Here is a 21,277-nt window from a genome sequence, read left to right on the forward strand (position 1 = left end):
AAGACCATGAGCTTTCTGTGTTCGCTGCCGCTCGCCGCGCAGCTTTTCAGCGCCTGTGCACCGGCAGCGCCGCTGGCCGTCGGCTATGTCGAGGGCGACTATGTGCTGCTGGCGCCGATCGAGGTGGCGCAGGTCGAGACCGTCACCGTCAAGCGCGGCGATCGTGTCACACCCGGCACGACCGTGGTGACGCTGGAAAGCGCCGACGCCAAGATCGCGGTCGCCCAGGCCGAGGCCGGCCTTGCCCAGGCCCAGGCGCAATTGGCCGACCTGCAGATCGGCAAACGCCCGGAAGAGATCGCGGTGCTCAAGGCCGAGGTCGACATGGCCAGCGCGCAGGCCGCGGACGCCAAGCGCAAATACGACCGCGCCGCCGATCTGTTCAAGCGCGGCGCCGGCACGCAGGCCGATTTCGACACCGCCTCGGCGACGCTGGAGACAGCCAACGCCCAGGTCGGCCAGGCCAATGCCAATCTCGCTGTCGGCGGCCTGCCGGCGCGCCCGGAGACGATCAAGGCCGCCGACAACCAGGTCAAGCAGGCGCAGGCGACCCTGGAGCAGGCGCGGTGGCGCCTGTCGAAGCGGGTGCTGGCGGCGCCGTCGACGGGCCGCGTCAACGACGTCATCCGCAATCCGGGCGACACCGCCGGCCCGACCGCGCCGGTCATTTCGATCCTGCCCGACGGCGCGGTAAAACTCAGCGTCTACATCCCGGAAGCCGCCTTTTCCTCGGTCAAGGTCGGCACCTTGCTCGGCGTCCACTGCGACGGTTGCGGCCCGGACGTGAAGGCGCGGGTCAGCTACGTTTCGCCGGATCCCGAATTCACCCCGCCGGTGATCTATTCCTTGGAGAACCGGCAGAAGCTGGTCTATCTGGTCGAGGCACGGCCGGAGGGCGATGCCGGCCCGCTGCAGCCGGGCCAGATCGTCGATGTCGATCTGGCGGACGGCGGAAAATGAACGCCATCGACGTCCATGGCCTGGTCAAGCGGTTTGGCGACAAGACCGTCGTCGACCATGTGACGATGACGGTCGCCGAAGGCGAGATCGTCGGCTTCCTCGGCCCCAACGGTTCGGGCAAGACCACCACCATCCGCATCATGTGCGGCCTGCTGACGCCCGACGAGGGCGAAGGCACGGTGCTCGGCTTCAACATCCGCACCGAGAGCCTGCGCATCAAGCGCGAAGTCGGCTACATGACGCAGAAATTCTCGTTCTACGAGGATCTGACGATCGGCGAGAATCTCGAATTCGTGGCGCGGCTTTACCGGCTGAGGCCGGTCGAGGAGCATGTCGCCCGCACGCTCGAAGAACTCGGCCTGACGACGCGCCGCAACCAGCTGGCCGGCACCTTGTCGGGCGGCTGGAAGCAGCGGTTGGCGCTGGCCGCCTGCATCATGCACAAGCCGAAACTGCTGTTGCTGGACGAGCCGACGGCTGGCGTCGATCCGAAGGCGCGGCGCGAGTTCTGGGACGAGATCCATCGCCTCGCCGGCGGCGGGCTGACCGTGCTGGTCTCGACCCACTACATGGACGAGGCCGAGCGCTGCCACCGCATCAGCTACATTTCCTACGGCAAGATGCTGGCCACCGGCACCGTCGCCGAGGTGGTGAAAAATGCCGGGCTGACCACTTTCATCCTGCAGGGCCCGCGGCTCGGCCAGGTGGCTGTAGCGCTTCAGGGCCGCCCCGGCGTCGACCAGGTGGCGCCGTTCGGCGCGACGCTGCATGTCGTCGGTTCGGACAGGAAGAAGCTCGAAGCCGCGCTCGCCGATGTCGAGAAAGAGCACACAGGCGTGACGGTGGCGCCGGGCGAAACCAGCCTCGAGGACGTCTTCATCCAGTTCATGTCCGGCTCGAAGGACAACATGGCATGAACAGCGTCTTTTCCTTCGCCCGGCTTGGCGCGCTGCTGATCAAGGAGTTCATCCAGATGCGGCGCGACCGCATCACCTTCGCCATGATGCTCGGCGTGCCGCTGATGCAATTGGTGCTGTTCGGCTATGCCATCAACAACGACCCGAAGAGCCTGCCTGCCGCGCTTGTGGCGACGAGCAGCGACCCCTATACGCGCGCCATGGTCTCGGCCCTGCAGACAACCGGCTACTACCGTTTCGACCATGTCTCGCAAAGTGCGGCCGATGCGGAATTCCTGATGTCGCGCGGCGATGTCGCCTTCGTCGTCACTATCCCCGCGGATTTCGCCCGCCGGGTCGAGCGCGGCGACAGCCCGCAGATACTGATCGAGGCCGACGCCACCGACCCGGCCGTCGCCAGCGGCGCCATCTCGACGCTCGGCACCGTCGCCAGCCAGGCGCTGCTCAGGGCGCGCGGCATGCAGGAGGCGGCCGCCGAGGCAGCCCTTGGGCAGCTCGAAGTGGTGGTGCACCGGCGCTACAACCCGGAAGGCATCTCGCAGTACAACATCGTGCCCGGCCTGCTCGGCGTCATCCTTCAGATGACGATGGTGATGATGACGTCGATCGCGCTGACCCGCGAAACCGAGCGCGGCACCATGGAAAACCTGCTGGCGATGCCGTCCAGCCCGCTCGAGATCATGCTCGGCAAGGTGCTGCCCTATCTGGCGGTCGGCGGCGTGCAGGTGGTGGTAGTGCTAGCGGCTGCCAAGCTCTTGTTCGCCATCCCCTTCACCGGGTCGATGTCGCTGCTGTTGACCGCCGTTCTGATCTTCGTGCTGGCGCTGGTGCTGCTCGGCTACACGATCTCGACCATCGCGCGCACGCAGATGCAGGCGCTGCAACTCACCTTCTTCTTCTTCCTGCCGTCGATCATGCTGTCCGGCTTCATGTTTCCCTATCGCGGCATGCCCGGCTGGGCGCAGGCGTTCGGTGAGATCCTGCCGCTAACGCACTTCCTGCGCATCATCCGCGCCGTGATGCTGAAGGGCGCCGAACTGCCGGCGGTGGCGACGGAGATCGGCTGGCTGGTGGTGTTCGTGGCGCTGTTTGCCGGCGTCGCGCTGGTCCGGTTCAGGCGGACGCTGGATTAGACGCCGCGCCGGTGGCGTACGGGCTTTTGCGGAGGTTTTGGAGGCCGGCAGGACAGAGGGGGGTGGGAAGGATCACTGCGGCTGTCACCCTGCGCGGCCGCGTTCTTCGCCTACGCCGCCGCCATGATCTCGGCATAGGTGCCGAAATCGACGTTGCCGCCGGACAGCACCACGGCGACACATTTGCCGGTGAGCTCGATCTCGCCCGATGACAGTGCCGCCAGCGCGACGCAGCCGCCGGGTTCGACCACCAGCTTGAGGTAGGCCATGGCGTCGCGCATCGCCTGGCCTGTCGCCTTGTCGGAGACGGCGATGGCCCCGGCCAGGTTCCTGCGGTTGATCTCGAAGGTGATCACGCCGGGCTCGGCGGTCAGGATCGCATCGCAGATCGAATTGTGACCCGGCTCGTTCGAAACCCTGGCGCCGGCGGCCAGCGAACGGCGGGTGTCGTCGAAATGCTCGGGCTCCACCGCCCAGACCGAAGTGCTGGGCGAGGCGTCCTTGACGGCGACGGAAATGCCGCTCGACAGGCCACCGCCGCCGCAAGGAATGACCACCGCATCGAGGCTGACGCCAAGCGCTTTCGCCTGGCGCATCAATTCGAGGCCGATCGTGCCCTGGCCGGCGATGATGGCCGGGTCGTCGAAGGGCGGCACCAGCACCATGCCTTTCTCGATGTAGGGGCGCACCACGGTCATACGGTCGTCGCCAAAGCGGTCGAACGGCACCACTTCCGCCCCCATCTTGCGGACATTACCGACCTTCATCGCCGGCGCGTCGGCCGGCATGGCGATGACCGCCTTGACGCCGAACATCGCCGCCGACGCCGCGACGCCTTGCGCGTGGTTGCCTGACGAGAAGGCGACCACGCCACGGCTGCGCTCCTCCTCGCTGAGTGAGGAGAGCTTGTTGTAGGCGCCGCGGAACTTGAACGAGCCGGTGCGCTGCAGCGTCTCCGGCTTGAACAGGATACGGGCGCCGAAGCGCCTGTTCAGCTCCTGCGATTCGATCAACGGCGTTTCGACGATCAGGCCGGAAAGCCGGGCTGCCGCGCGGTGGATGTCTTCTATGCCGGGAGGGGTGGTCATGGCGGATCCTGCGAAAAGATGGTCCGGCCATGGTGCACGGAAACGGCCGCGCGACACCAACGAAAAAATGTGACGGTTACAAGGTTGGGGAGTCTTGCCGGTGTTTGTGCCTTGCGGCCACTTATCCCAGCAACGCCCGCTGCCGCCTGGTGCCACCCAGCTTGCGCCAGCTGTTAAACCGATGCGTGGCGGCGGCGAAGGAGATTTTCATCTGCTGGGCGACCGAATAGCGCGACTTGCCTTCGTCGAACATGCGGTAGCAGCACTCGACGCCCTCTTCTGTCAACTTGCCGTCCGGTGCCTTGTTGTGCGGATTGGCCGGATCGAATTTCTCGACCTGCTGCTCGACCAGGCTTTTCAGGCGCTGCAGATCGGCCTCGATGCTGGCGATGAGGTCGAGAACGGGCTTGGGATCATAGTGTTGCGAGGGCTGGTTTGCCGTCATCTGCGGAATCCTTTTGCTTGGCTTAGCGCCAAATATAGGTGAACATTCGCTGATAATGAAGGGGTGCGGCACGCGCGCGGGCTTCAACAATTGTTGACCGCGACCCAGGCGCGCATTGACCTGGGGCACATCAAACCATAGTTTAGAACCATTCTAAACTAGGGTGAATTCCTCATGCTTTCCCGTGTTTTCGGTTTCGGCCGCCGTCCCTTCGAATCGCTCTCCGAACAGGAGATCCTGGCACTGGCCATTTCGTCCGAAGAAGATGACGGGCGCATCTACCGGGCCTACGCCGACGGACTGGCGGAAAGCTTTCCGCAATCGGCAAAGGTGTTCGAGGAGATGGCCGAGGAAGAGGATGGCCATCGCGACTCGCTGATCGAGCTTTTCCGCAAGCGTTTCGGCGATCGCATTCCGCTGATCCGGCGCGAACATGTGAAAGGCTACTTCGAGCGCAAGCCTGACTGGCTGGTGAGACCGCTCGGCATCGAGCATGTGCGCAGCCAGGCCGAGGCGATGGAGCGGCGCGCCTATCTGTTCTACGTCGAGGCGGCCAAGCGCACCACCGATGCCTCGACCCGGAAACTGCTCGACGATCTGGCGGTGGCCGAGCAGGGCCACGAAACGCTGGCGCAGCGTCTGGAACAAAAGCACGTGCCAGGCGAAGTGAAGGACGAAGAGGCCGTTGCCGAGCAGCGCCAGTTCATCCTCACGTATGTGCAGCCGGGACTGGCCGGTCTGATGGACGGATCGGTGTCGACGCTGGCGCCGATCTTCGCCGCGGCTTTTGCCACGCATGACACCTGGCAGACGCTCCTGGTCGGCCTCGCCGCCTCGATTGGCGCCGGCATTTCGATGGGCTTCACCGAGGTCGCGTCCGACGACGGCAAGCTGTCGGGCCGCGGCTCGCCGATCAAGCGCGGCCTGACCGTCGGCATCATGACGACGCTCGGCGGGCTCGGCCATGCGCTGCCCTATCTCATCCCGCAATTCTGGACGGCGACGGCGGTCGCCGCGGTGGTGGTGTTCTTCGAATTGTGGGCGATTGCCTTCGTCCAGAACCGCTACATGCAGACGCCCTTCCTGCGTGCCGCCTTCCAGGTAGTGCTGGGCGGCGCGCTGGTGTTCGCTGCCGGCGTGCTGATCGGGAATGCTTAATTTGAGACAGGGTCGGCGCCGCCCCTCACCCTTAGCGTTGGAGCGCTTCCCTTCTCCCCGTCCCCTACGGGGAGAAGGTGCCGGCAGGCGGATGAGGGGCAACGCCGACACCTACCCGCTAACCCTCATCCATTCACTGCGCGGCTATCCGCCGGCGCCTCGGCCCTCTCCGTCAGCCCGTAGTCACGCACGACATGAGCGATGCGCAGACGGTAGCCGGCAAAGATACCGCCACGGCCGGCCTTCTGCGCCTGCCGGTGCTCCTCGGTGTTGCGCCAGGCCTTGACCGCCTCCTCGTCGCGCCAGAACGACAAGGACAGGATGCGGTTCGGGTCGGAGAGACTCTGGAAGCGCTCGATCGAGACAAACCCGTCGATGCCGTCGAGCAGAGGGCGCAGGTCGGCAGCGATGCCGAGATAGGCATCGCGTCTGCCTGCCGCCGGTTGGACCTCGAAGATGACGGCGATCACGGCAGCACCAGTTTCGCGTGGGGGCCGGAAGCCAGTTTCAGGAACATGCGATCCTCCCTATGGATGAACTTTTCACGGCGGGCGAACTCATAGTTTGCCTTTCCGGCAGGGTCGGCGGCAAGCCGGGCGCGATAGGCCTCGTAGGCCGCCAGGCTGTCGATGTTGTAGGCGGCGTAGGCCGTCGTCGCCGAACCCTCATGCGGCGCGAAATAGCCGATCAGGTCGGCGCCGCAGCGCGGAATGACTTGGCCCCAGTTGCGGGCATACTCCTCGAAGGCCGCCTTGCCGAACGGGTCGATCTCATAACGGATGAAGCAGGTGATGGTCATGGCGGTCTCCTTGGCGGGTTGATGTCTTCTTGCGGCGACATTTCGAGCGGGGTCGAAGCATCCCCAGGGTCGATGTGCTAGGCAATTCCCTTGCGGGTCATGCCTGCCAGAAGGATTTCGCGCATTCGCGGCGCACGTCTTCCGACGTCAGGCCGAGGTCGCGCAGCAGGTGGTCGTCGATCTCGGCGAGGTCGAGGCGCTGCACATGGCGGTCATGCCACCGGGCCAGCAGCCGCGAACGGAACCAGGTGCCGAGTGGGAAGGATCGGCGGCTGGGGAGCGGTGCGGAAGTGGAAGCGGTTGTCATCGTCGTCTCCTTGATCTGCTCGGAGAATAATGCTTATCTGACAAGAATGCTTCGATGAGGAACGAACTATGCGTGAAGGACCTGACATCGCCCGCATCGCCAGCCTGGTCGGCGATCCGGCGCGGGCAAACATGCTCAACGCGCTGATGGGCGGCACGGCCTTGACGGCGAGCGAACTGGCGCTCGAGGCCGGCGTGTCGCTGCCGACGGCCAGCTCGCATCTGTCCAAGCTGATGGAGGGCGGACTGCTGACGCTGGCGAGCCAGGGAAGGCATCGTTATTACGGCCTCGCCGGACCGCAGGTGGCGGGCATGATCGAGGCCATCACCGGTGTCGCGGAAGCCGTTGGCCCAAAGCGCGTCCGGCCGGGCCCGCGTGACGGCGCCATGCGCGTGGCGCGCGTCTGTTACGACCACCTCGCCGGCGAGCAGGCGGTGGCGATGCTCGATCGTTTTGTCGAGAAGGAAATCCTGCTGCGCGACGACAAGGAGATCAGGCTCGGGCCGTCGGCGGCACCGCATTTCGCAGCCATCGGCATCGATGTCGATGCCAAGCCGCGCCGGCCGGTCTGCCGCGCCTGCCTCGACTGGAGCGTGCGCCGTTCGCACCTCGCCGGCACGCTGGGCGCCGCTATCCTCGACAAGATCCTCGCCGAAAAATGGGCGCGCCGCGAGAAGGACAGCCGTGCGGTGATCTTCTCACCGCCGGGCAAGCAGGCTTTCGAGAGGGTGTTTTTGGGCTGAGATGTGGTCTGCGCTCCGCTTTGCGTTCGCTCTGCCCTAGGATGACGAACGGATGGAGATATCAACCCCGCCTCAGCACCTTCCCCTGCCCGAAGAAATCCGCCCACGGATCGACTTCGGCCAGCTGCTTCAGCGTCGTCTTGTCGCCGACCGGGAAAGCGTTCGGCGCCAGTCCCGCCTCGATCTCGGCCCAGGTCACCGGCATCGACACGGTGGCGCCCTTCTTGGCGCGTGATGAATAGGGCGCGACCGTGGTCGAGCCCCGGCCATTGCGCAGATAGTCGACGAAGATCTTTCCCATGCGCGCCTTTTTCGACAGCGTCGCCGTGTAGCGGTCGGGCGAGGCCTGTTCCAGCGCCTTGGCAAAATCATGGGAAAAGGTCTTCACCGCTTCCCAATCGGCCGATGGTTTCAGCGGCATCACGACGTGGTAGCCCTTACCGCCCGACGTCTTGACGAAATTCGGCAGCGACAGCTCGTCGAGCTTGCCTCTGATATCGAGTGCGGCCTCGCGCACCGCCTTGACTTCGACGCCTTCATCGGGATCGAGATCGAAGATGATCTGGTCCGGCTGTTCGAGCGCATCGACGGTGCAGCCCCAGATGTGGATCTCGACCACGCCGTACTGGACGAGCGCTGCGACGCCGTCGAAATCGCGGATGAACAGGATCTCCTCGCCGTCCGTCGGGTCCTTCATCCGGGCAATCTTGTCGCTCATGCCGGCCGAAGCATGTTTCTGGAAGAAGCGCGGGCCGCCGACGCCGTCCGGCGCCCTGACCAGGCTGAGCGGTCGGTTGACGATGAACTGTTCCATGCGCGGCCACACCAACGCGTAGTGGTCGAGCAGGCCCTGCTTGGAAATCTTTTCCTCGGGCCACAGCAGCTTGTCGGGGTGGGAAAGCTTTACGCTGGTCGTCATCGCTCCGGCAGGTTTGCCAGCGCTGCCTGGCACCGGCTTCGCCTTGGCCGGGCTCTTGCCTGCCTTGCCTGTCGAAGCCTCCCCGGTCGAAGACTTCCCTGTCGAAGGCTGGGGCTTTTCCTGCACGACTTCCTCCGCCGGCTTGTCCTCGCGCAATCCCTGGAACGATGCATGGCGTATTATACGGTCGGATGTCCAGCTACGGAACTCCACTTCGCCGACCAGTTCGGGCTTCACCCAGACCAGGCCCTTGCCTTTCGGCACGGCCTTGTCGAAGGGCGAATGCTCCGCCTTCAGCGTATCGAGTTTTGTCTTCAGGTCGGTGGCCATCTTGGCCGAGAAGCCGGTGCCGACGCGGCCGGCATAGTGCAGTTCGCCATTCTCGTGATAGCCGACCAGCAGCGAGCGCAGCCCCCGCCCGGTCTTGTCCGACGGCAAATAGCCGCCAATGACGAATTCCTGCCGCGCCGTGCATTTCGACTTCACCCAGGACGGACCACGCCCGCTGCGATAGGGCGCATCGGCGCGCTTGGAGACGACGCCTTCCAGCCCCATGCGGCAGGCATGTTCCAGCATGATTTTGCCGGGCTCGGCGAAATGGTCGCTGAAACGGACGGCCGAGTTCTCCGGCTGCTTGCCAAGCAGGTCCTGCAGGGCCTGCTTGCGCTCGACCAGCGGCTCGCCGCGCAAATCCTTGCCATCGAGCCGCATCAGGTCGAACACATAGTAGATGAAGCGATCTGTCCGTTTCGCGGAGAGGTCGGCCTGCAGCAGCGCGAAGGACGACACGCCACTGTCGGCCAGCACGACAATCTCACCATCGATGATGGCGTCGCTGCATTTCAGTCCGGCGAGTTCCGCGGCAATTTCGTCGCCGAACTTTTCCGTCCAGTCGAGGCCGGTGCGGGTGAGCAGCCGCACCTCCGTGCCGGCAATCTGCGCCTGCATGCGATAGCCGTCGAACTTGACCTCGTGCAGCCAGTCCTTGCCCGGCGGTGCGTCCCGCTCCAGCGTCGCAAGCTGCGGTTCGACAAAGTCCAGGCGCCTGCCGGTCTTTGCCTTGCCTGCGGCCCGCTTGTTGGAATGCCAGACATCAGGCTTCTTGCCCTTGGCCGCCTTGCCTTGGCCGACTTCCTCGATCGTCAGGCCCGACTTCACCGATTCCGGCGCCTCTTTCAGAATGTCCTCGCCAGGGCGCGCCGCGGCATCGTCCGATTTGATCAGCAGCCAGTTCTCGCGCTTTTCGCCCGCGCGCGGCTTCAGCCGCACCAGATGCCAGAGACCATGCAGCTTGTGGCCTTTCAGTTCGAAACTGATATGGCCCTTCTTCATCGCCTTGGCCGCGTCGATTTCGGGAACCCAGGTACCCTCGTCCCAGACGATCACCGACCCGCCGCCATATTCGCCCTTGGGAATGGTGCCCTCGAATGGTGCATAGTCGATCGGATGGTCCTCGACATGCACGGCCAGCCGCTTCTCATGCGGGTCGAGGCTCGGGCCGCGCGTCACCGCCCAGCTCCACAGCACGCCGTCATGCTCCAGGCGAAGGTCGTAATGCAGCCGTGTCGCCGCATGCTTATGGATGACGAAAATGCCGCCCGCCTTGCCGTTCTCGCCGCGCGCGACCTTGCCGGCCGGCTCGGACGTCTTCTTGAAATCGCGCTTGGAATGATACTGTTCGAGGCTGGCCATCTGTCTCTGATCCTCAGGCCGATTTGCGCTTGGACGCGCCGGCTTTCGGCTTGCTGCGTTTGGCCGCCGGTTTTGCTTTTGCCGGCGCGGAAGCCTCCGAAGCGCCGGCATCCGAAGACAGGCTCTTCTTCAGCGCGTCGAACAGATTGACGACGTTGGAGGGCTTGGGCTCCGCCTTGGCCTTTGGCGCCTTCCTGCCGGCCTTCCTGGCGCGGATCAGCTCCAGCAGCGCGTTCTCGTATTTGTCCTCGAACTGCGAGGGATCGAACTTCGCCTTCTTCTTGTCGATGATCCGTTCGGCCAGATCGGTCATCTCCTGGTCGCTCTTCGCGTCCTTGATGTCGCCGAAGACAGTGTCCGGTTCGCGCACCGTGTCGTCGTAGCGCAGCGTCGTCAGCACCATGCCCATGCCGCGCGGTTCGATCACCACCGGGTGTTCGCGGCTGTAGAGCACGATGCGCGCCAGCCCCGCCATCTTCTTGTCCGCCATCGCATCGCGGATGACGGCAAATGCCTCTTCCGACACCTTGTCGGCCGGCGTCACATAGTAGGGGGTGTCGAGATAGATCTGCTGGATCGAGGATTTGTCGACGAAACCGTCGAGCGCCATCGTGTGCGACGACTCGATCTGCACCGCCTCGATCTCGTCTTCCTCGATGCGGACGAAGTCGCCGTCGTCGACTTCGTAGCCCTTGATCTCGTCCCCCTCCCGCAACGGCTTGCCGCTTTCCGCATCGACATAGATGCGTTTTACCGTGTTGCCAGTCTTGCGGTTCAGCACCCGGAACGAGACCTTCTCGGCGTGAGTGACGACGTTGGTCAATTCGACGGCACAGGTGACCAGCGATAGCTTCAGATAGCCCTTCCAGGCTGGACGCGGCGCCATGACAATTCCCTTCGCAACAGGTCTCGAAATCCAGAACGACTGGAGCCTGTTCCAGTTCCGTCACCGATCCCTGTCAGCATGCCAGGCTGGGATTTCCGGCGCAGCGTCGCCCAGCATGAAAATTTCGCTCGCGCGGCAAGATTTGAAACAGAACCGCGCGCAGGCGACATTCAAACGAAACATATGTGATGCAAAAGTCACATTAGCAGAAATGTCGACGGACCACACGGAAAGACCCCGAATCAGCCGCATTCCGGCCACGAACTAAGGCCTTTTCGACCAGAGATTAACATCGTGTTCACCGACTATTCACGCCTCGACGCTATGATGCCCGCAATTCGGAAGGGACATCCGAAAATTGGGACAGGGACAGGTAAAATGAACTTCCTCACGCACCTCATCGGCTATGCCGCCGCCATTCGCGAATTCGTTGCGCCGACCTATCGGCCGGAGCGCTACTACATGCGCGGCCCCGGCCCGGCCAGCGCCCGTCGCGGCAATTCGTTGAGCGCGCGCTGACCATGACCTTCGAGAGCCGCCACGACAGCCGGATCTGCCGGCCGGCCGCCGAATCCCGCGCCACCACCTATCGCGCCGAGCGCCCCGCTCTGACCGACAGGCGGCGTGCGATATCGCCTCGGCTTTGATACCGCCTCCGGCTGGCTTAATGTCCTAGGGCATAAGCAGTCGAGGCCCGCGTGACCGACCTTCCCAATCCAAGTCGTCCCCATTCAAGTCGACCCAAGTCCGTCCGTCCCTCCGACCCCCTCGATCGCAGCCATCCGCTGATCGTCTTCGACGGCGTCTGCGTGCTGTGCTCCGGCTTCGTGCGCATGGTGGTCAGGCTCGACCGTCAAAGCCGCTTCCGCTTCGCCACCGCGCAGTCGCCGTTCGGCGAAGCGTTGTTCAGGCAACACGCGCTGCGCACGGATACCTACGAGACCAATCTCGTACTGATAGACGGCATCGCTTTCACGCATCTCGACAGCCTCGTTGCCGTCATGGCGGAGCTCGGCTGGCCGTGGCGGGCGGCCAAGGTCCTGTTGCTGCTGCCGCGCCCGCTGCGCAACTGGCTTTACGACCGCATCGCCGAAAATCGCTACGCCCTGTTCGGCAGGAAAGACAGTTGCGGCATTCCTCCTGCCGAACTGCGCGAGCGGTTCCTGGGCTGAAAGCGCGGCTCTGGGAGCAGCGAATGAGGCGTCTCATTGTCGGCTACGGCACCTCTATGGGTGCGGGCGATCACAAAACAGTTGGCGGCTTGCGAAAAAAGCCGCCGCAGCCGAAAGTTTTTTCCGCAGCCTGTCGAAATCGGGCGATGCCGCGCGACATACGTCCGGCTCGCAATGACGCGGCCTCGAAACCACGGGAGAAGACCATGCAGTATCTGCTTCTTATCTATTCCAGCGAAGCCGGAATGGCGGCCGCGCCCAAGGAGGCGATCACCCAGATGAGCGCCGCTTATGGCGCCTATACCGAAGCGATGAAGAAGGCCGGTGTGTTCGTGGCCGGTGAGCGATTGAAACCAACGAAGATAGCAACCACCGTACGGGTGGCCAACGGCAAGACCAATGTGATTGACGGCCCCTATGCCGATACCAAGGAGCAACTCGGCGGCTACTATTTGATCGAGGTGCCCGACATGGACGCGGCTATTTCTTGGGCGGCACGCTGTCCCGGTGCCAGCGCCGGCACAATGGAAGTGCGGCCGATCTGGCCGATGGCCGAATACATGACAACATACACTGCATGAAGGCTGTCGGGTCAGATGCCGCCAGGGCGGTCGCCGAGGCCGCCGCCCGGCAGAGCTACGGCAAGCTGGTCGCCTGGCTCGCGGCGCGCACGCGCGATGTGGCTGCTGCCGAGGATGCGCTGGCCGATGCCTTTGCCGAGGCGCTCGAACGCTGGCCGCGGACCGGCGTGCCTGAAAGGCCGGAAGCCTGGCTGCTGGCCGTGGCAAGGCGCCGGCGCGTCGATGCGGTGCGGCGCCGGCTGACCAGCGAGGCCGGCCGCGATCATCTCAAGCTGATTGCCGAGGAGGCGGAGGCGCGCATGACCGACGAAGAGCTGCCCGACGAACGGCTGCGGCTGATGTTTGCTTGCGCGCATCCGGCGATCGAATCGGGTGTGCGCGCACCGCTGATCCTGCAGACGGTCCTGGGGTTGGACGCCGCTACCATCGCCTCTGCCTTCCTGGTCTCGCCGGCAACCATGGGCCAACGCCTGGTGCGTGCCAAGACCCGCATCCGGGAAACCGGCATTCCATTCCGAGTGCCTGAACGGGCCGAACTCGGCGAGCGGCTGGACGCGGTGCTGGAAGCGATCTACGCCGCCTTCGCCGAAGGTTGGTCCGATCCGGCCGGCACCGAGACGCAGCGCCGCAATCTGGCGACCGAAGGCATTTGGCTCGGCCGGCTGGTGGCTTCGCTGATGCCGGATGAGCCGGAGGCGCTCGGCCTGCTTTCGCTGATGCTGTTTGCCGAGGCACGCCGCGCGGCGCGGCGCGATGCGGTCGGAGAGTATGTGCCGCTCGCCGAGCAGAAGTGCGCTGAATGGGACGCCGTCTTGATCGAGGAAGCGGAATCCCTGCTGCGCCGCGCCGCCGCCATGGGCGTCATAGGCCGTTACCAGCTCGAAGCGGCCGTACAATCCGTCCATGCTGCGCGACGGCTGACCGGCCTGACCGACTGGGCCGCGATCCGCAATTTCTACGATGCGCTGTCAGTCATCGCCGGATCGCCGGTGGTGGCGATCAACCGCGCGGTGGCGATCGCGGAGGCTGAAGGCGCTGTGGCGGGGCTGGCGGCTCTGTATGTGCTGGGCGACGACAAGCGGCTCAACGACTATCAGCCTTATTGGGCGGCGCGTGCCGGTCTCCTGGCTAGGCTCGGTCAGGTGCCGCAGGCGATCGAGGCCTATGACCGGGCGATCGGCCTTGAGCGCGACCCGGCGGTGCGCCGGTTCCTGCAGGGAAAACGGGCAGCCCTCAGACACTAAGCCTCGCCGTCGGCAGTCGTTCAGGCCGGCCACATCTCATGTGCCGTGTTTAGCGTCTTGATCAGCGGATGTTCGCGCAGCCCGGCCCACAAGCGTTCCACATTCGGCCACGCCGTTCGCGCCTTGTCGGCGTCGGGATGCCAGGCCACCAGCATGACGAGGTAGATGTCGGCCACCGACATGCGGTCGCCGACCAGCCAGTCGCGGCCCTTGAGCGCCGCATCGAGGACGGCGAAGCCGCGATCCATTTCGGCGATGGCCGCTTGCTTGACGGCCTTCGTGCCTTCGGCATCGGTCGTGTAGCGATGGGCGTAGTAGAGCCGCAGGATTGCCGGATAGAGCACGGACGACATGAAGGCCATCCAGCGCAGGAAGTCAGCGCGGGCCGGCGCGTCGACCGCCGGCGCCAGGCCGGCATCGGGGTGACGCTCGGCAAGCAGGATGCAGATCGCCGCCGATTCGGTCATCGAGCGGCCGTCCGGCAAGGTCAGCACCGGAACCTGGTTCAGGGGACTGATGTCGACAAATGCCGGATCGGGCCGGTCCGTCTTCGGCATGTCGATCTGCTCGAACGGCGCGTTCGCCAGCGCCAGCGCGGCCTCGACGACGAAGCCGCCGCTGCCCGGACGGGTATAGAGCTTGTACATGAAATTTCTCACCGGCCTGCGTAAAGCAGGCCGGTGACGATTTGCACGGGAAGCAGGTTCTGCTCAAGTCGGTGCCTGCCGCCACGGGCGGTTTTTTCGGGGGCCAGCGAGCTGCGACCGCTCGTTGAAGCGTCGTCAACCGAGCTGCGAGATTGTTGATTAGCCCTCGCTTCGTCATCCACGGAACAAGGAGCGAAGCGACGCAGCGCAGACCCGAGGATCCATGCCATGACGTTTCAGCGTCGCGACGGTGCGGATGGCCCTCATCCTTGCACCGCCGCATTCCCCGGCCGCCGTCGCGGCATGGATCCCAGGGTCTGCGCGCCGCTTCGCGTCGCTCCGCCCTAGGATGACGAAGGGAGGAGTGCGGCGGTCAACCTCCGCCGTCGAGACCCTAAGCCCCCAACCCCTCGAACAGGATGGTCGATAGATAGCGTTCGGCGAAGGACGGGATGACCACCACCAGGTTCTTGCCCTTGTTCTCCGGCCGCGAGCCGACCACGATTGCCGCCTGCAAGGCGGCGCCCGACGAGATGCCGACCGGCACGCCTTCGAGGCGGGCGACGAGGCGGGCATTGGCGACCGAATCCTCGTTCGAGACCTTGACGATCTCGTCATAGATCGTGGTGTCGAGGATCTTTGGCGCAAATCCGGCGCCGATGCCCTGGATCTTGTGCGGGCCGGGCTGGCCACCCGACAGCACCGGTGAGGATTCCGGCTCGACGGCAACGACATGCACCGAGGGCTTGCGCTTCTTCAGCACCTGGCCAACGCCGGTGATGGTGCCGCCGGTGCCGATGCCGGCGACGAAGATATCGACCTCGCCATGCGTATCGTTCCAGATTTCCTCGGCCGTCGTCGTGCGATGGATCTCCGGGTTGGCGGGGTTTTCGAACTGCTGCGGGATGATCGCATTGGGGATCGTCGCCGCCAGCTCATCGGCCTTGGCGATGGCGCCCTTCATGCCTTTGGGACCTTCGGTCAGCACCAGCTCGGCGCCGAGCAGCGCCAGCATTTTCCTGCGCTCGATCGACATCGTCTCCGGCATCGTCAGGATCAGCTTGTAGCCCTTGGCGGCCGCGGCGAAAGCTAGTGCGATGCCGGTGTTGCCGGAGGTCGGCTCGATCAGCGTGGTCTTCCCGGGAGAAATCTTGCCGGCGGCCTCCAGCGCCTCGATCATCGCCACGCCGATGCGATCCTTGACCGAGGCGATCGGATTGAAGAATTCGAGCTTGGCGATGAGATTGGCGACGATGCCCTTTTCCTTGGCGAATTTGTCGAGCCGCACCAGCGGCGTGTCACCGATCGTGTCGGTGATGGAATCGTAGACGCGGCCGCGACCGGGCACGCGGGCAGGGGTGACGGGCTTGTTCATTGGTCTCGCTCCCAGAACTTCAGGCAAATGGAGGGCTTCAGGCAAGTGGCAATGCAACCGGCAAGATAGGACCTTCGGTCGCGCAAGATAGACTGTCGGTCGAAAATATCGAGTGGGACCCATGTCTAAAACATCGGGCTCCCGGAAAAGCGTTCCCCGGAAGAGCCTGTCCCTGGAATGATTTGGCCGAAAGGGGCCTACTGACGGGTGGCAATCGCCGCCGCGGCGCCGACCATGAAGCCGGCGGCGGTGCGGTTCAGCGCCTTGAGCGCGCGCGGCGATTTCAGGAACCAGCGCGCCTTGGCCGCCAGCGCCAGATAGGGCACCAGCACCACCAAAAGCACGACGATCGTCAGCGCGACCAGTATGCCGTAGTCGACCAGCGTGATGGTCTTCAGGTCGACGATGGTCGGCGTGATCGCGAGGTAGAAGATCATCGTCTTCGGATTGCCGAGCGTGACGGTGAGGCCGGCGAGGAAGCTCGAAACCAGCCCGCCCTTGCCCTTCTTCGCCTCGACCGTCTCGGGCGTGATGCCGCTGGTCCAGAAGCGCCAGCCGAGGAAGGCAAGGTAGGCGACGCCAAGCCATTTGATGACCAGAAACACCATGCCGAAGGTCTGCGCGACGAAGGCGAGGCCCAGCACCACGGCGGTCAGATAGGTGAGGTCGCCAAGCATCAGGCCAAAGGACATGGCCAGCGACGAGCGGAAGCCGGAGCCGAGCGCCCGCGCGACGAGCGCCGTGACGCCGGGGCCGGGAATGGCGGCGGCGATTCCGAGGGCGGCACTGTAGGCGAGGAAGCCGGTAAGGGTCATGGTTGCGGCCTTTCGCGCGACGCTGTTGTGTCGGGTACCTATGGCACAGGGCTAGGCGAACGGAATTCCCTGAAGCCGGATTCGATTGCACCACGCCGGCGTGCGACCACGCCGTCAGGAACGGCCGCCACTATAGGTGACGCGCCAGATGGTGCCGTTGCCGTCCTCGGTCACGATCAGCGCACCGTCGCGGGCCACCGCGACGCCGACCGGTCGTCCCCACACCTCGCCGTTGGAGACGACGAAGCCGGTGATGAAGTCCTCGTACTCGCCGGTCGGCTTGCCGTCTTTGAACAGCAATCTCACCACCTTGTATCCGGTTCGGTTGCCGCGATTCCATGAACCGTGCAGGGCCACGAAAGCATCGCCTCTGTACTCGGCCGGAAAACCGGACTCGGCGGGCAAGGCCTTTCCATCGTAGAAGGTAATGTTGAGCGGCGCCGAGTGCGCCTGCATCAGCACATCGGGAATGGTCACCTTGCCGGCAAGATCGGGGCGCTCGCCCTTGTGGCGCGGATCCGCGTTGTTGCCGATGTAGTACCAGGGCCAGCCATAGAAGGCGCCGTCCTTGACCACAGTCGCGTATTCGGACGGCACATTATCGCCAAGCGCATCGCGCTCGTTGACGACGCACCACAGCGCCCCGGTCGTCGGCTGGACCGTCATGCCCGAACAGTTGCGCAAGCCGGTGGCGACGATGCGGCCATTCTTGCCGTCGGGGTCGAAGGCCAGCACGTCGGCACGGCCGTCCTCGGACCCCCAAGCAGCACCCAGCGGCTGCGACTTCGTCCAGGCGTCGAGGCCGCCATCCGGCTCCTTTGCCATGTTCTCGGCGACGTTCGATCCCGAGCCGACCGACAGATAGAGCGTCTTGCCGTCCGGCGAGAAGACGATGTCGCGGGTCCAGTGATGATTGGCAGGGATGTTGTCGACGATGGTTTCCGGATCACTGGCCGCCTTCAGGTCACCATTGTGGTAGGCAAAGCGCACGATGCTGTCGCTGTTGGCGACATAGACCCATTGCGGGTCGTTGCCTGGCGGGTAGAAGGCGATGCCGTATGGCTGGCTGAGATCGCCGGCAAAGATGCTGTCCTTCGCCGGCTTCGCGCTGCCCTCGGCAAGGCGATAGACGCGAATCTGGTTGGCTTCGCTGTCGGCGACGAACAGGTCACCATTCGGCGCGGTGCGCACGACGCGCGGATTGTCGATGCCCGACGCGATCAACTCGGCCGAAAAGCCCGGCGGCAATTTCGGCTCGGCGTCTGCCGGCCTGTCGGCGAGACCGGCGCCGTTCGAGGCGGATTTGGTGACGTAAGGCCTAGGGAGGTCTTGCGGCTTGATCAGGCGGCGCACCCCAGGCCTGTCGGCACGCCAGTCGCCGAAGGCGGCCGCACCCCTCAGCACCGGCTGCTCCGCCTGCTGGGCCAATACCGCGGTCGTGAGAAACAGTGCGGCGGGAAACGCCAGTCCGGCCAATCGGATCATTTTGCCCTCCACCTTGTCGCGAAGGAATCAACGGCCTGTTTGTTCCTCGGTTCCGCCTCACACGATGAGGTGAGGTGAAACGGTCTCCAGCCTCAGGTGCCAGCAGCGTAGAAATCGTCGTCGAGGCGTTTTTCCAGTGCGACGAGATCGGCCGGCAGCGGCAGGCCCATGGCGCGCATTTCCTGCAGTTTCTCACGCAACTGCTCCTGGATTTCGTGCTGGTCCTCGGGCTGGTTGACCATTTCCTCGAGCAACAGGCTGATCCGGGCCTTGAATTCTTCGAGCGCCATGGTCGTCTCCTCGGTTACCCAGTTCAACGCAGCATGCGGGAAATAAGCTGCGCCGTATAGTCGACCATCGGGACGATGCGGGCATAATTGAGCCGGGTCGGGCCGATGACGCCGAGTGCGCCGACGACGCGGGCATCCTTGTCGCGATAGGGCGCGACGACCAGCGACGAGCCCGACAGCGAAAACAACTTGTTTTCCGAACCGATGAAGATGCGCACGCCCGATCCCTGTTCGGCAAGGTCAAGCAGCTGGATCAGCCCGTCCTGCGTCTCCATGTCCTCGAACAGATGGCGCAACAGTTCGATGTCGGCCTGGGCGGTGACGTTTTCGAGCAGGTTGGCGCGGCCACGCACGATCAGCCGCGCCGGCAGGCCGCTCTCGGCCCCGGCCCACACCGCCAGCCCCTTCTCGACAAGGTCTTGCGACAGCGTGTCGAGCGCGGCCTTGGTCTCTTCCTTGATGCGGGCAATCTCGATCCGCGCCTCGGCCAGCGTGCGGCCGCGAATATGGGCGTTGAGGAAGTTCGAGGCTTCGTGCAACTGCGAGACGGTAATGCCGGCCGGCAACTCGACGACGCGGTTTTCGACGTCGCCGTTTTGCGACACCAGCACCGCCAGCGCCTTAGTCGGCTCGAGCTGGATGAATTCGATGTGCTTCAGCGCCACCTCGTTCTTGGCGGCAAGCACCAGGCCGGCGCCTCGCGACATGCCCGACAGCATCTGGCTGGCCTCGGTCAGCATGTGTTCCAGCGTCGCACCCGAGCCGGACGCGCGCACCTGCGCCTCGATGGTGCGGCGCTCCTCGTCGGAGAGGTCGCCGAGTTCCATGAAGGCATCGACGAAGAAGCGCAGACCGGCCTGCGTCGGCAACCGGCCGGCGGAAATGTGGGGGGCATAGATCAGGCCGAGATGCTCGAGGTCGCTCATCACGTTGCGGATGGTGGCGGGCGACAGTGAGGACGGCAGGATGCGCGACAGGCTGCGTGATCCCACGGGTTCGCCGTCCTTCAGGTAGGAATCGACGATGCGCCGGAAGATGTCGCGCGAACGCATGTCGAGCGACTGTAGCGCAGGCGACAGCAAACTGGGTTCGGCAACTGCCTTGGTCATTAGGCCAAAAACCTCCGGCCCAAGGATATAGACTTCACCATGGTCCGCGCAACCCGGTGTCTGTATCAGATCACCCGGCTGTCTGAAGTCAGATCACCGGCCATTTTCCTTTGCGCCACGCGCCCCATGTGGTTACAAGCCGGCCAAGAATCCGAAAAATGACGGGAAAGAAGCCTGAATGCGCCCCTCCAAACGCCAATTCGACGAAATGCGCGCCATCTCCTTTGAGCGCGGCGTCTCCAAGCATGCCGAAGGCTCATGCCTGGTGAAGTTCGGCGACACCCATGTCCTGTGCACCGCCAGCCTCGAGGAGAAGGTGCCGGGCTGGATGCGCAATTCCGGCAAGGGCTGGGTCACGGCGGAATACGGCATGCTGCCGCGCTCGACGGGCGAGCGCATGCGCCGCGAGGCTTCCGCCGGCAAGCAGGGCGGCCGCACGCTGGAAATACAGCGGCTGATCGGCCGCTCCTTGCGCGCCGTGGTCGACCTGCAGGCGCTGGGCGAGCAGCAGATCACCGTCGACTGCGACGTCATCCAGGCCGATGGCGGCACCCGCACGGCCTCGATCACCGGCGGCTGGGTGGCGCTGTATGATTGCCTGCGCTGGATGGAAGCCCGCCAGATGGCCAGCGTCGCCAAGGTGCTGAAGGACCATGTCGCGGCGATTTCCTGCGGCATCCATGACGGCCAGCCGGTCATCGACCTCGATTATCTCGAGGATTCCTCGGCCGGCACCGACGCCAACTTCGTCATGACCGGCAAGGGCGGCATCGTCGAGATCCAGGGCACCGCCGAGGGCGAGCCCTTTTCCGAGGACCAGTTCGCCGACCTGATGGGCCTGGCCAAGAAAGGCATCCAGCGCCTGGTCAGCCTGCAGCAGATGGCGGTGGTTTAGGCCTGGTTTGTATTGATGAGGTTGGCGATCCTTCCCACCCCCCTCTGGCCTGCCGGCCATCTCCCCCGCAAGGGGGGAGATCGGCTGTGGCCTTGGGTTTCGCCAACCACCAACGTTGCAAGCTGTGAGCCGGCGTTCACGCTTCCAATCTCCCCCCTTGCGGGGGAGATGCCCGGTAGGGCAGAGGGGGGTGCCTCGTGATTCCTTCCACCATCCTTGAATCAGCCCTCTACGTCACCGACCTCGGCGCCGCCGAAACCTTCTACACCGATATCCTCGGCCTCGACCTGCTTGGCAAGGTTGATGGCAGGCACCTCTTCTTCCGCTGCGGACCCGGCGTGTTGCTCATCTTCAACGCCGAGGCGACAAAAGTGCCGCCCGCGCCCGATGCGAGACTGAAAGTGCCGCCGCACGGTGCGGTCGGCGAGGGTCATCTCTGTTTTGCGGCCAGCGCCGACGAGATCGAGCGCTGGAAAGCGCATCTCGAGGCGAAGAAGATAGCCATCGAAAGCGAATTTGAATGGCCGCAAGGCGGCCGTTCGATCTATATACGCGACCCCTCGGGCAATTCGATCGAATTCGCCGAGCCACGGATCTGGGGCCTTTGATGCATTCGC

Annotated in this window: 25 protein-coding genes; 12 read left to right on the forward strand and 13 right to left on the reverse strand. The window is 64.5% G+C overall.

Going from position 1 to position 21,277, the window contains the following annotated elements; all coding sequences use genetic code 11:
* Positions 1-6 precede the first annotated feature (6 nt).
* Genes AC1DZU_RS00565 through AC1DZU_RS00575 form a run of 3 tightly spaced genes read left to right on the forward strand, consistent with a single transcriptional unit; the run spans position 7 to position 3,010 of the window.
* The gene (locus AC1DZU_RS00565; protein WP_477280776.1) at positions 7-960 is read left to right on the forward strand and encodes an HlyD family secretion protein; all 954 of its coding nucleotides are present in this window, start codon (positions 7-9) and stop codon (positions 958-960) included.
* Entirely contained in the window at positions 957-1,877 is a 921-nt protein-coding gene (locus AC1DZU_RS00570; protein WP_477280778.1) for an ABC transporter ATP-binding protein, read from the forward strand. Before AC1DZU_RS00565 ends, AC1DZU_RS00570 begins: the two co-directional genes overlap by 4 nt.
* Positions 1,874-3,010 (forward strand): ABC transporter permease, encoded by a 1,137-nt coding sequence (locus AC1DZU_RS00575; protein ID WP_477280780.1) that lies wholly within the window; start codon positions 1,874-1,876, stop codon positions 3,008-3,010. The genes AC1DZU_RS00570 and AC1DZU_RS00575 overlap by 4 nt, the downstream gene beginning before the upstream one ends.
* Before the next feature lie 110 nt (positions 3,011-3,120).
* Here the strand turns inward: AC1DZU_RS00575 and AC1DZU_RS00580 are convergent, their stop codons facing one another.
* Together AC1DZU_RS00580 and AC1DZU_RS00585 are read right to left on the reverse strand one after the other, a co-directional pair.
* Complete coding sequence (locus AC1DZU_RS00580) at positions 3,121-4,098, reverse strand: threonine/serine dehydratase (protein ID WP_477280782.1); 978 nt, start codon at positions 4,096-4,098, stop codon at positions 3,121-3,123.
* Positions 4,099-4,219: 121 nt separating this feature from the next.
* Positions 4,220-4,543: a hypothetical protein gene (locus AC1DZU_RS00585; protein ID WP_477280784.1), complete on the reverse strand. Its 324-nt coding sequence runs from the start codon at positions 4,541-4,543 to the stop codon at positions 4,220-4,222.
* A 174-nt stretch (positions 4,544-4,717) separates the two neighbouring features.
* Here AC1DZU_RS00585 and mbfA point away from each other — a divergent pair, with 174 nt between their 5' ends.
* On the forward strand, positions 4,718-5,701 hold the full coding sequence (mbfA, locus tag AC1DZU_RS00590; protein WP_457151749.1) for an iron exporter MbfA: 984 nt from the start codon (positions 4,718-4,720) through the stop codon (positions 5,699-5,701).
* A 125-nt stretch (positions 5,702-5,826) separates the two neighbouring features.
* Here mbfA and AC1DZU_RS00595 read toward each other — a convergent pair whose 3' ends face one another.
* The 3 genes from AC1DZU_RS00595 to AC1DZU_RS00605 all read right to left on the reverse strand — a co-directional run bounded on the left by AC1DZU_RS00595 (position 5,827) and on the right by AC1DZU_RS00605 (position 6,807).
* Positions 5,827-6,171, reverse strand: a complete 345-nt coding sequence (locus tag AC1DZU_RS00595; protein ID WP_477280787.1) for an antibiotic biosynthesis monooxygenase family protein — start codon at positions 6,169-6,171, stop codon at positions 5,827-5,829.
* Entirely contained in the window at positions 6,168-6,500 is a 333-nt protein-coding gene (locus tag AC1DZU_RS00600) for an NIPSNAP family protein (RefSeq protein WP_184872816.1), read from the reverse strand. The genes AC1DZU_RS00595 and AC1DZU_RS00600 overlap by 4 nt, the downstream gene beginning before the upstream one ends.
* A 97-nt stretch (positions 6,501-6,597) precedes the next feature.
* The gene (locus AC1DZU_RS00605; protein ID WP_477280789.1) at positions 6,598-6,807 is read right to left on the reverse strand and encodes a DUF1127 domain-containing protein; all 210 of its coding nucleotides are present in this window, start codon (positions 6,805-6,807) and stop codon (positions 6,598-6,600) included.
* A 68-nt stretch (positions 6,808-6,875) separates the two neighbouring features.
* On the opposite strand from AC1DZU_RS00605, the gene AC1DZU_RS00610 reads away from it, so the two are divergent.
* Positions 6,876-7,550: an ArsR/SmtB family transcription factor gene (locus AC1DZU_RS00610; RefSeq protein WP_457151747.1), complete on the forward strand. Its 675-nt coding sequence runs from the start codon at positions 6,876-6,878 to the stop codon at positions 7,548-7,550.
* A gap of 61 nt (positions 7,551-7,611) precedes the next feature.
* Here the strand turns inward: AC1DZU_RS00610 and ligD are convergent, their stop codons facing one another.
* Positions 7,612-10,161 carry a DNA ligase D gene (gene ligD / locus AC1DZU_RS00615; RefSeq protein WP_477280792.1) on the reverse strand — a complete coding sequence of 850 codons (2,550 nt, stop codon included), beginning with the start codon at positions 10,159-10,161 and terminating at the stop codon, positions 7,612-7,614.
* A 13-nt stretch (positions 10,162-10,174) separates the two neighbouring features.
* A complete protein-coding gene (ku, locus tag AC1DZU_RS00620) occupies positions 10,175-11,047 on the reverse strand; it encodes a non-homologous end joining protein Ku (RefSeq protein ID WP_477280794.1) in 873 nt (290 codons plus the stop codon).
* Here ku and AC1DZU_RS00625 point away from each other — a divergent pair.
* From AC1DZU_RS00625 to AC1DZU_RS00645, 5 genes are all read left to right on the forward strand, one after another.
* Complete coding sequence (locus AC1DZU_RS00625) at positions 11,046-11,315, forward strand: hypothetical protein (protein WP_477280796.1); 270 nt, start codon at positions 11,046-11,048, stop codon at positions 11,313-11,315. The two genes, ku and AC1DZU_RS00625, sit on opposite strands and share 2 nt — an antisense overlap.
* Positions 11,316-11,425: 110 nt before the next feature.
* The gene (locus tag AC1DZU_RS00630) at positions 11,426-11,566 is read left to right on the forward strand and encodes a hypothetical protein (RefSeq protein WP_095083793.1); all 141 of its coding nucleotides are present in this window, start codon (positions 11,426-11,428) and stop codon (positions 11,564-11,566) included.
* A gap of 179 nt (positions 11,567-11,745) precedes the next feature.
* Positions 11,746-12,219 (forward strand): thiol-disulfide oxidoreductase DCC family protein, encoded by a 474-nt coding sequence (locus AC1DZU_RS00635; protein ID WP_477280799.1) that lies wholly within the window; start codon positions 11,746-11,748, stop codon positions 12,217-12,219.
* 206 nt (positions 12,220-12,425) lie between these two features.
* Positions 12,426-12,800, forward strand: a complete 375-nt coding sequence (locus tag AC1DZU_RS00640; RefSeq protein WP_184873322.1) for a YciI family protein — start codon at positions 12,426-12,428, stop codon at positions 12,798-12,800.
* The gene (locus tag AC1DZU_RS00645; RefSeq protein WP_477280801.1) at positions 12,797-14,044 is read left to right on the forward strand and encodes an RNA polymerase sigma factor; all 1,248 of its coding nucleotides are present in this window, start codon (positions 12,797-12,799) and stop codon (positions 14,042-14,044) included. The genes AC1DZU_RS00640 and AC1DZU_RS00645 overlap by 4 nt, the downstream gene beginning before the upstream one ends.
* 20 nt (positions 14,045-14,064) lie before the next feature.
* On the opposite strand, the gene AC1DZU_RS00650 is transcribed toward AC1DZU_RS00645, so the two are convergent.
* The 6 genes from AC1DZU_RS00650 to hrcA all read right to left on the reverse strand — a co-directional run bounded on the left by AC1DZU_RS00650 (position 14,065) and on the right by hrcA (position 19,765).
* Complete coding sequence (locus tag AC1DZU_RS00650; RefSeq protein WP_477280803.1) at positions 14,065-14,691, reverse strand: glutathione S-transferase family protein; 627 nt, start codon at positions 14,689-14,691, stop codon at positions 14,065-14,067.
* Positions 14,692-15,085: 394 nt separating this feature from the next.
* Complete coding sequence (gene cysK / locus AC1DZU_RS00655; protein ID WP_184872824.1) at positions 15,086-16,066, reverse strand: cysteine synthase A; 981 nt, start codon at positions 16,064-16,066, stop codon at positions 15,086-15,088.
* 197 nt (positions 16,067-16,263) lie between these two features.
* On the reverse strand, positions 16,264-16,881 hold the full coding sequence (locus AC1DZU_RS00660; RefSeq protein ID WP_477280806.1) for a LysE family translocator: 618 nt from the start codon (positions 16,879-16,881) through the stop codon (positions 16,264-16,266).
* 114 nt (positions 16,882-16,995) lie between these two features.
* Positions 16,996-18,366 carry a PQQ-dependent sugar dehydrogenase gene (locus AC1DZU_RS00665; RefSeq protein ID WP_477280808.1) on the reverse strand — a complete coding sequence of 457 codons (1,371 nt, stop codon included), beginning with the start codon at positions 18,364-18,366 and terminating at the stop codon, positions 16,996-16,998.
* Positions 18,367-18,458: 92 nt separating this feature from the next.
* Positions 18,459-18,656: a hypothetical protein gene (locus tag AC1DZU_RS00670; RefSeq protein ID WP_095084361.1), complete on the reverse strand. Its 198-nt coding sequence runs from the start codon at positions 18,654-18,656 to the stop codon at positions 18,459-18,461.
* Between the two features lie 23 nt (positions 18,657-18,679).
* Positions 18,680-19,765 carry a heat-inducible transcriptional repressor HrcA gene (gene hrcA / locus AC1DZU_RS00675; protein WP_477280810.1) on the reverse strand — a complete coding sequence of 362 codons (1,086 nt, stop codon included), beginning with the start codon at positions 19,763-19,765 and terminating at the stop codon, positions 18,680-18,682.
* A 178-nt stretch (positions 19,766-19,943) separates the two neighbouring features.
* Here hrcA and rph point away from each other — a divergent pair, with 178 nt between their 5' ends.
* Positions 19,944-20,660, forward strand: coding sequence for a ribonuclease PH (gene rph / locus AC1DZU_RS00680; protein WP_095083768.1), 717 nt, complete (start codon positions 19,944-19,946; stop codon positions 20,658-20,660).
* A gap of 197 nt (positions 20,661-20,857) precedes the next feature.
* The gene (locus AC1DZU_RS00685; RefSeq protein WP_477280813.1) at positions 20,858-21,268 is read left to right on the forward strand and encodes a VOC family protein; all 411 of its coding nucleotides are present in this window, start codon (positions 20,858-20,860) and stop codon (positions 21,266-21,268) included.
* Positions 21,269-21,277: the final 9 nt, after the last annotated feature.

Source organism: Mesorhizobium sp. P2_A12 (genome assembly GCF_056405075.1).

Bases quoted from the DNA above. Each gene is read 5' to 3' on its own strand.
- ligD (WP_477280792.1), bottom strand. From the start codon at position 10,161: ATGGCCAGCCTCGAACAGTATCATTCCAAGCGCGATTTCAAGAAGACG.
- AC1DZU_RS00640 (WP_184873322.1), top strand. From the start codon at position 12,426: ATGCAGTATCTGCTTCTTATCTATTCCAGCGAAGCCGGAATGGCGGCC.
- AC1DZU_RS00575 (WP_477280780.1), top strand. From the start codon at position 1,874: ATGAACAGCGTCTTTTCCTTCGCCCGGCTTGGCGCGCTGCTGATCAAG.
- AC1DZU_RS00650 (WP_477280803.1), bottom strand. From the start codon at position 14,691: ATGTACAAGCTCTATACCCGTCCGGGCAGCGGCGGCTTCGTCGTCGAG.
- ku (WP_477280794.1), bottom strand. From the start codon at position 11,047: ATGGCGCCGCGTCCAGCCTGGAAGGGCTATCTGAAGCTATCGCTGGTC.
- AC1DZU_RS00610 (WP_457151747.1), top strand. From the start codon at position 6,876: ATGCGTGAAGGACCTGACATCGCCCGCATCGCCAGCCTGGTCGGCGAT.
- hrcA (WP_477280810.1), bottom strand. From the start codon at position 19,765: ATGACCAAGGCAGTTGCCGAACCCAGTTTGCTGTCGCCTGCGCTACAG.
- AC1DZU_RS00645 (WP_477280801.1), top strand. From the start codon at position 12,797: ATGAAGGCTGTCGGGTCAGATGCCGCCAGGGCGGTCGCCGAGGCCGCC.
- AC1DZU_RS00670 (WP_095084361.1), bottom strand. From the start codon at position 18,656: ATGGCGCTCGAAGAATTCAAGGCCCGGATCAGCCTGTTGCTCGAGGAA.
- AC1DZU_RS00665 (WP_477280808.1), bottom strand. From the start codon at position 18,366: ATGATCCGATTGGCCGGACTGGCGTTTCCCGCCGCACTGTTTCTCACG.
- AC1DZU_RS00585 (WP_477280784.1), bottom strand. From the start codon at position 4,543: ATGACGGCAAACCAGCCCTCGCAACACTATGATCCCAAGCCCGTTCTC.
- AC1DZU_RS00570 (WP_477280778.1), top strand. From the start codon at position 957: ATGAACGCCATCGACGTCCATGGCCTGGTCAAGCGGTTTGGCGACAAG.
- AC1DZU_RS00605 (WP_477280789.1), bottom strand. From the start codon at position 6,807: ATGACAACCGCTTCCACTTCCGCACCGCTCCCCAGCCGCCGATCCTTC.
- AC1DZU_RS00630 (WP_095083793.1), top strand. From the start codon at position 11,426: ATGAACTTCCTCACGCACCTCATCGGCTATGCCGCCGCCATTCGCGAA.
- mbfA (WP_457151749.1), top strand. From the start codon at position 4,718: ATGCTTTCCCGTGTTTTCGGTTTCGGCCGCCGTCCCTTCGAATCGCTC.
- cysK (WP_184872824.1), bottom strand. From the start codon at position 16,066: ATGAACAAGCCCGTCACCCCTGCCCGCGTGCCCGGTCGCGGCCGCGTC.
- AC1DZU_RS00565 (WP_477280776.1), top strand. From the start codon at position 7: ATGAGCTTTCTGTGTTCGCTGCCGCTCGCCGCGCAGCTTTTCAGCGCC.
- AC1DZU_RS00600 (WP_184872816.1), bottom strand. From the start codon at position 6,500: ATGACCATCACCTGCTTCATCCGTTATGAGATCGACCCGTTCGGCAAG.
- AC1DZU_RS00625 (WP_477280796.1), top strand. From the start codon at position 11,046: ATGACAATTCCCTTCGCAACAGGTCTCGAAATCCAGAACGACTGGAGC.
- AC1DZU_RS00580 (WP_477280782.1), bottom strand. From the start codon at position 4,098: ATGACCACCCCTCCCGGCATAGAAGACATCCACCGCGCGGCAGCCCGG.
- AC1DZU_RS00660 (WP_477280806.1), bottom strand. From the start codon at position 16,881: ATGACCCTTACCGGCTTCCTCGCCTACAGTGCCGCCCTCGGAATCGCC.
- rph (WP_095083768.1), top strand. From the start codon at position 19,944: ATGCGCCCCTCCAAACGCCAATTCGACGAAATGCGCGCCATCTCCTTT.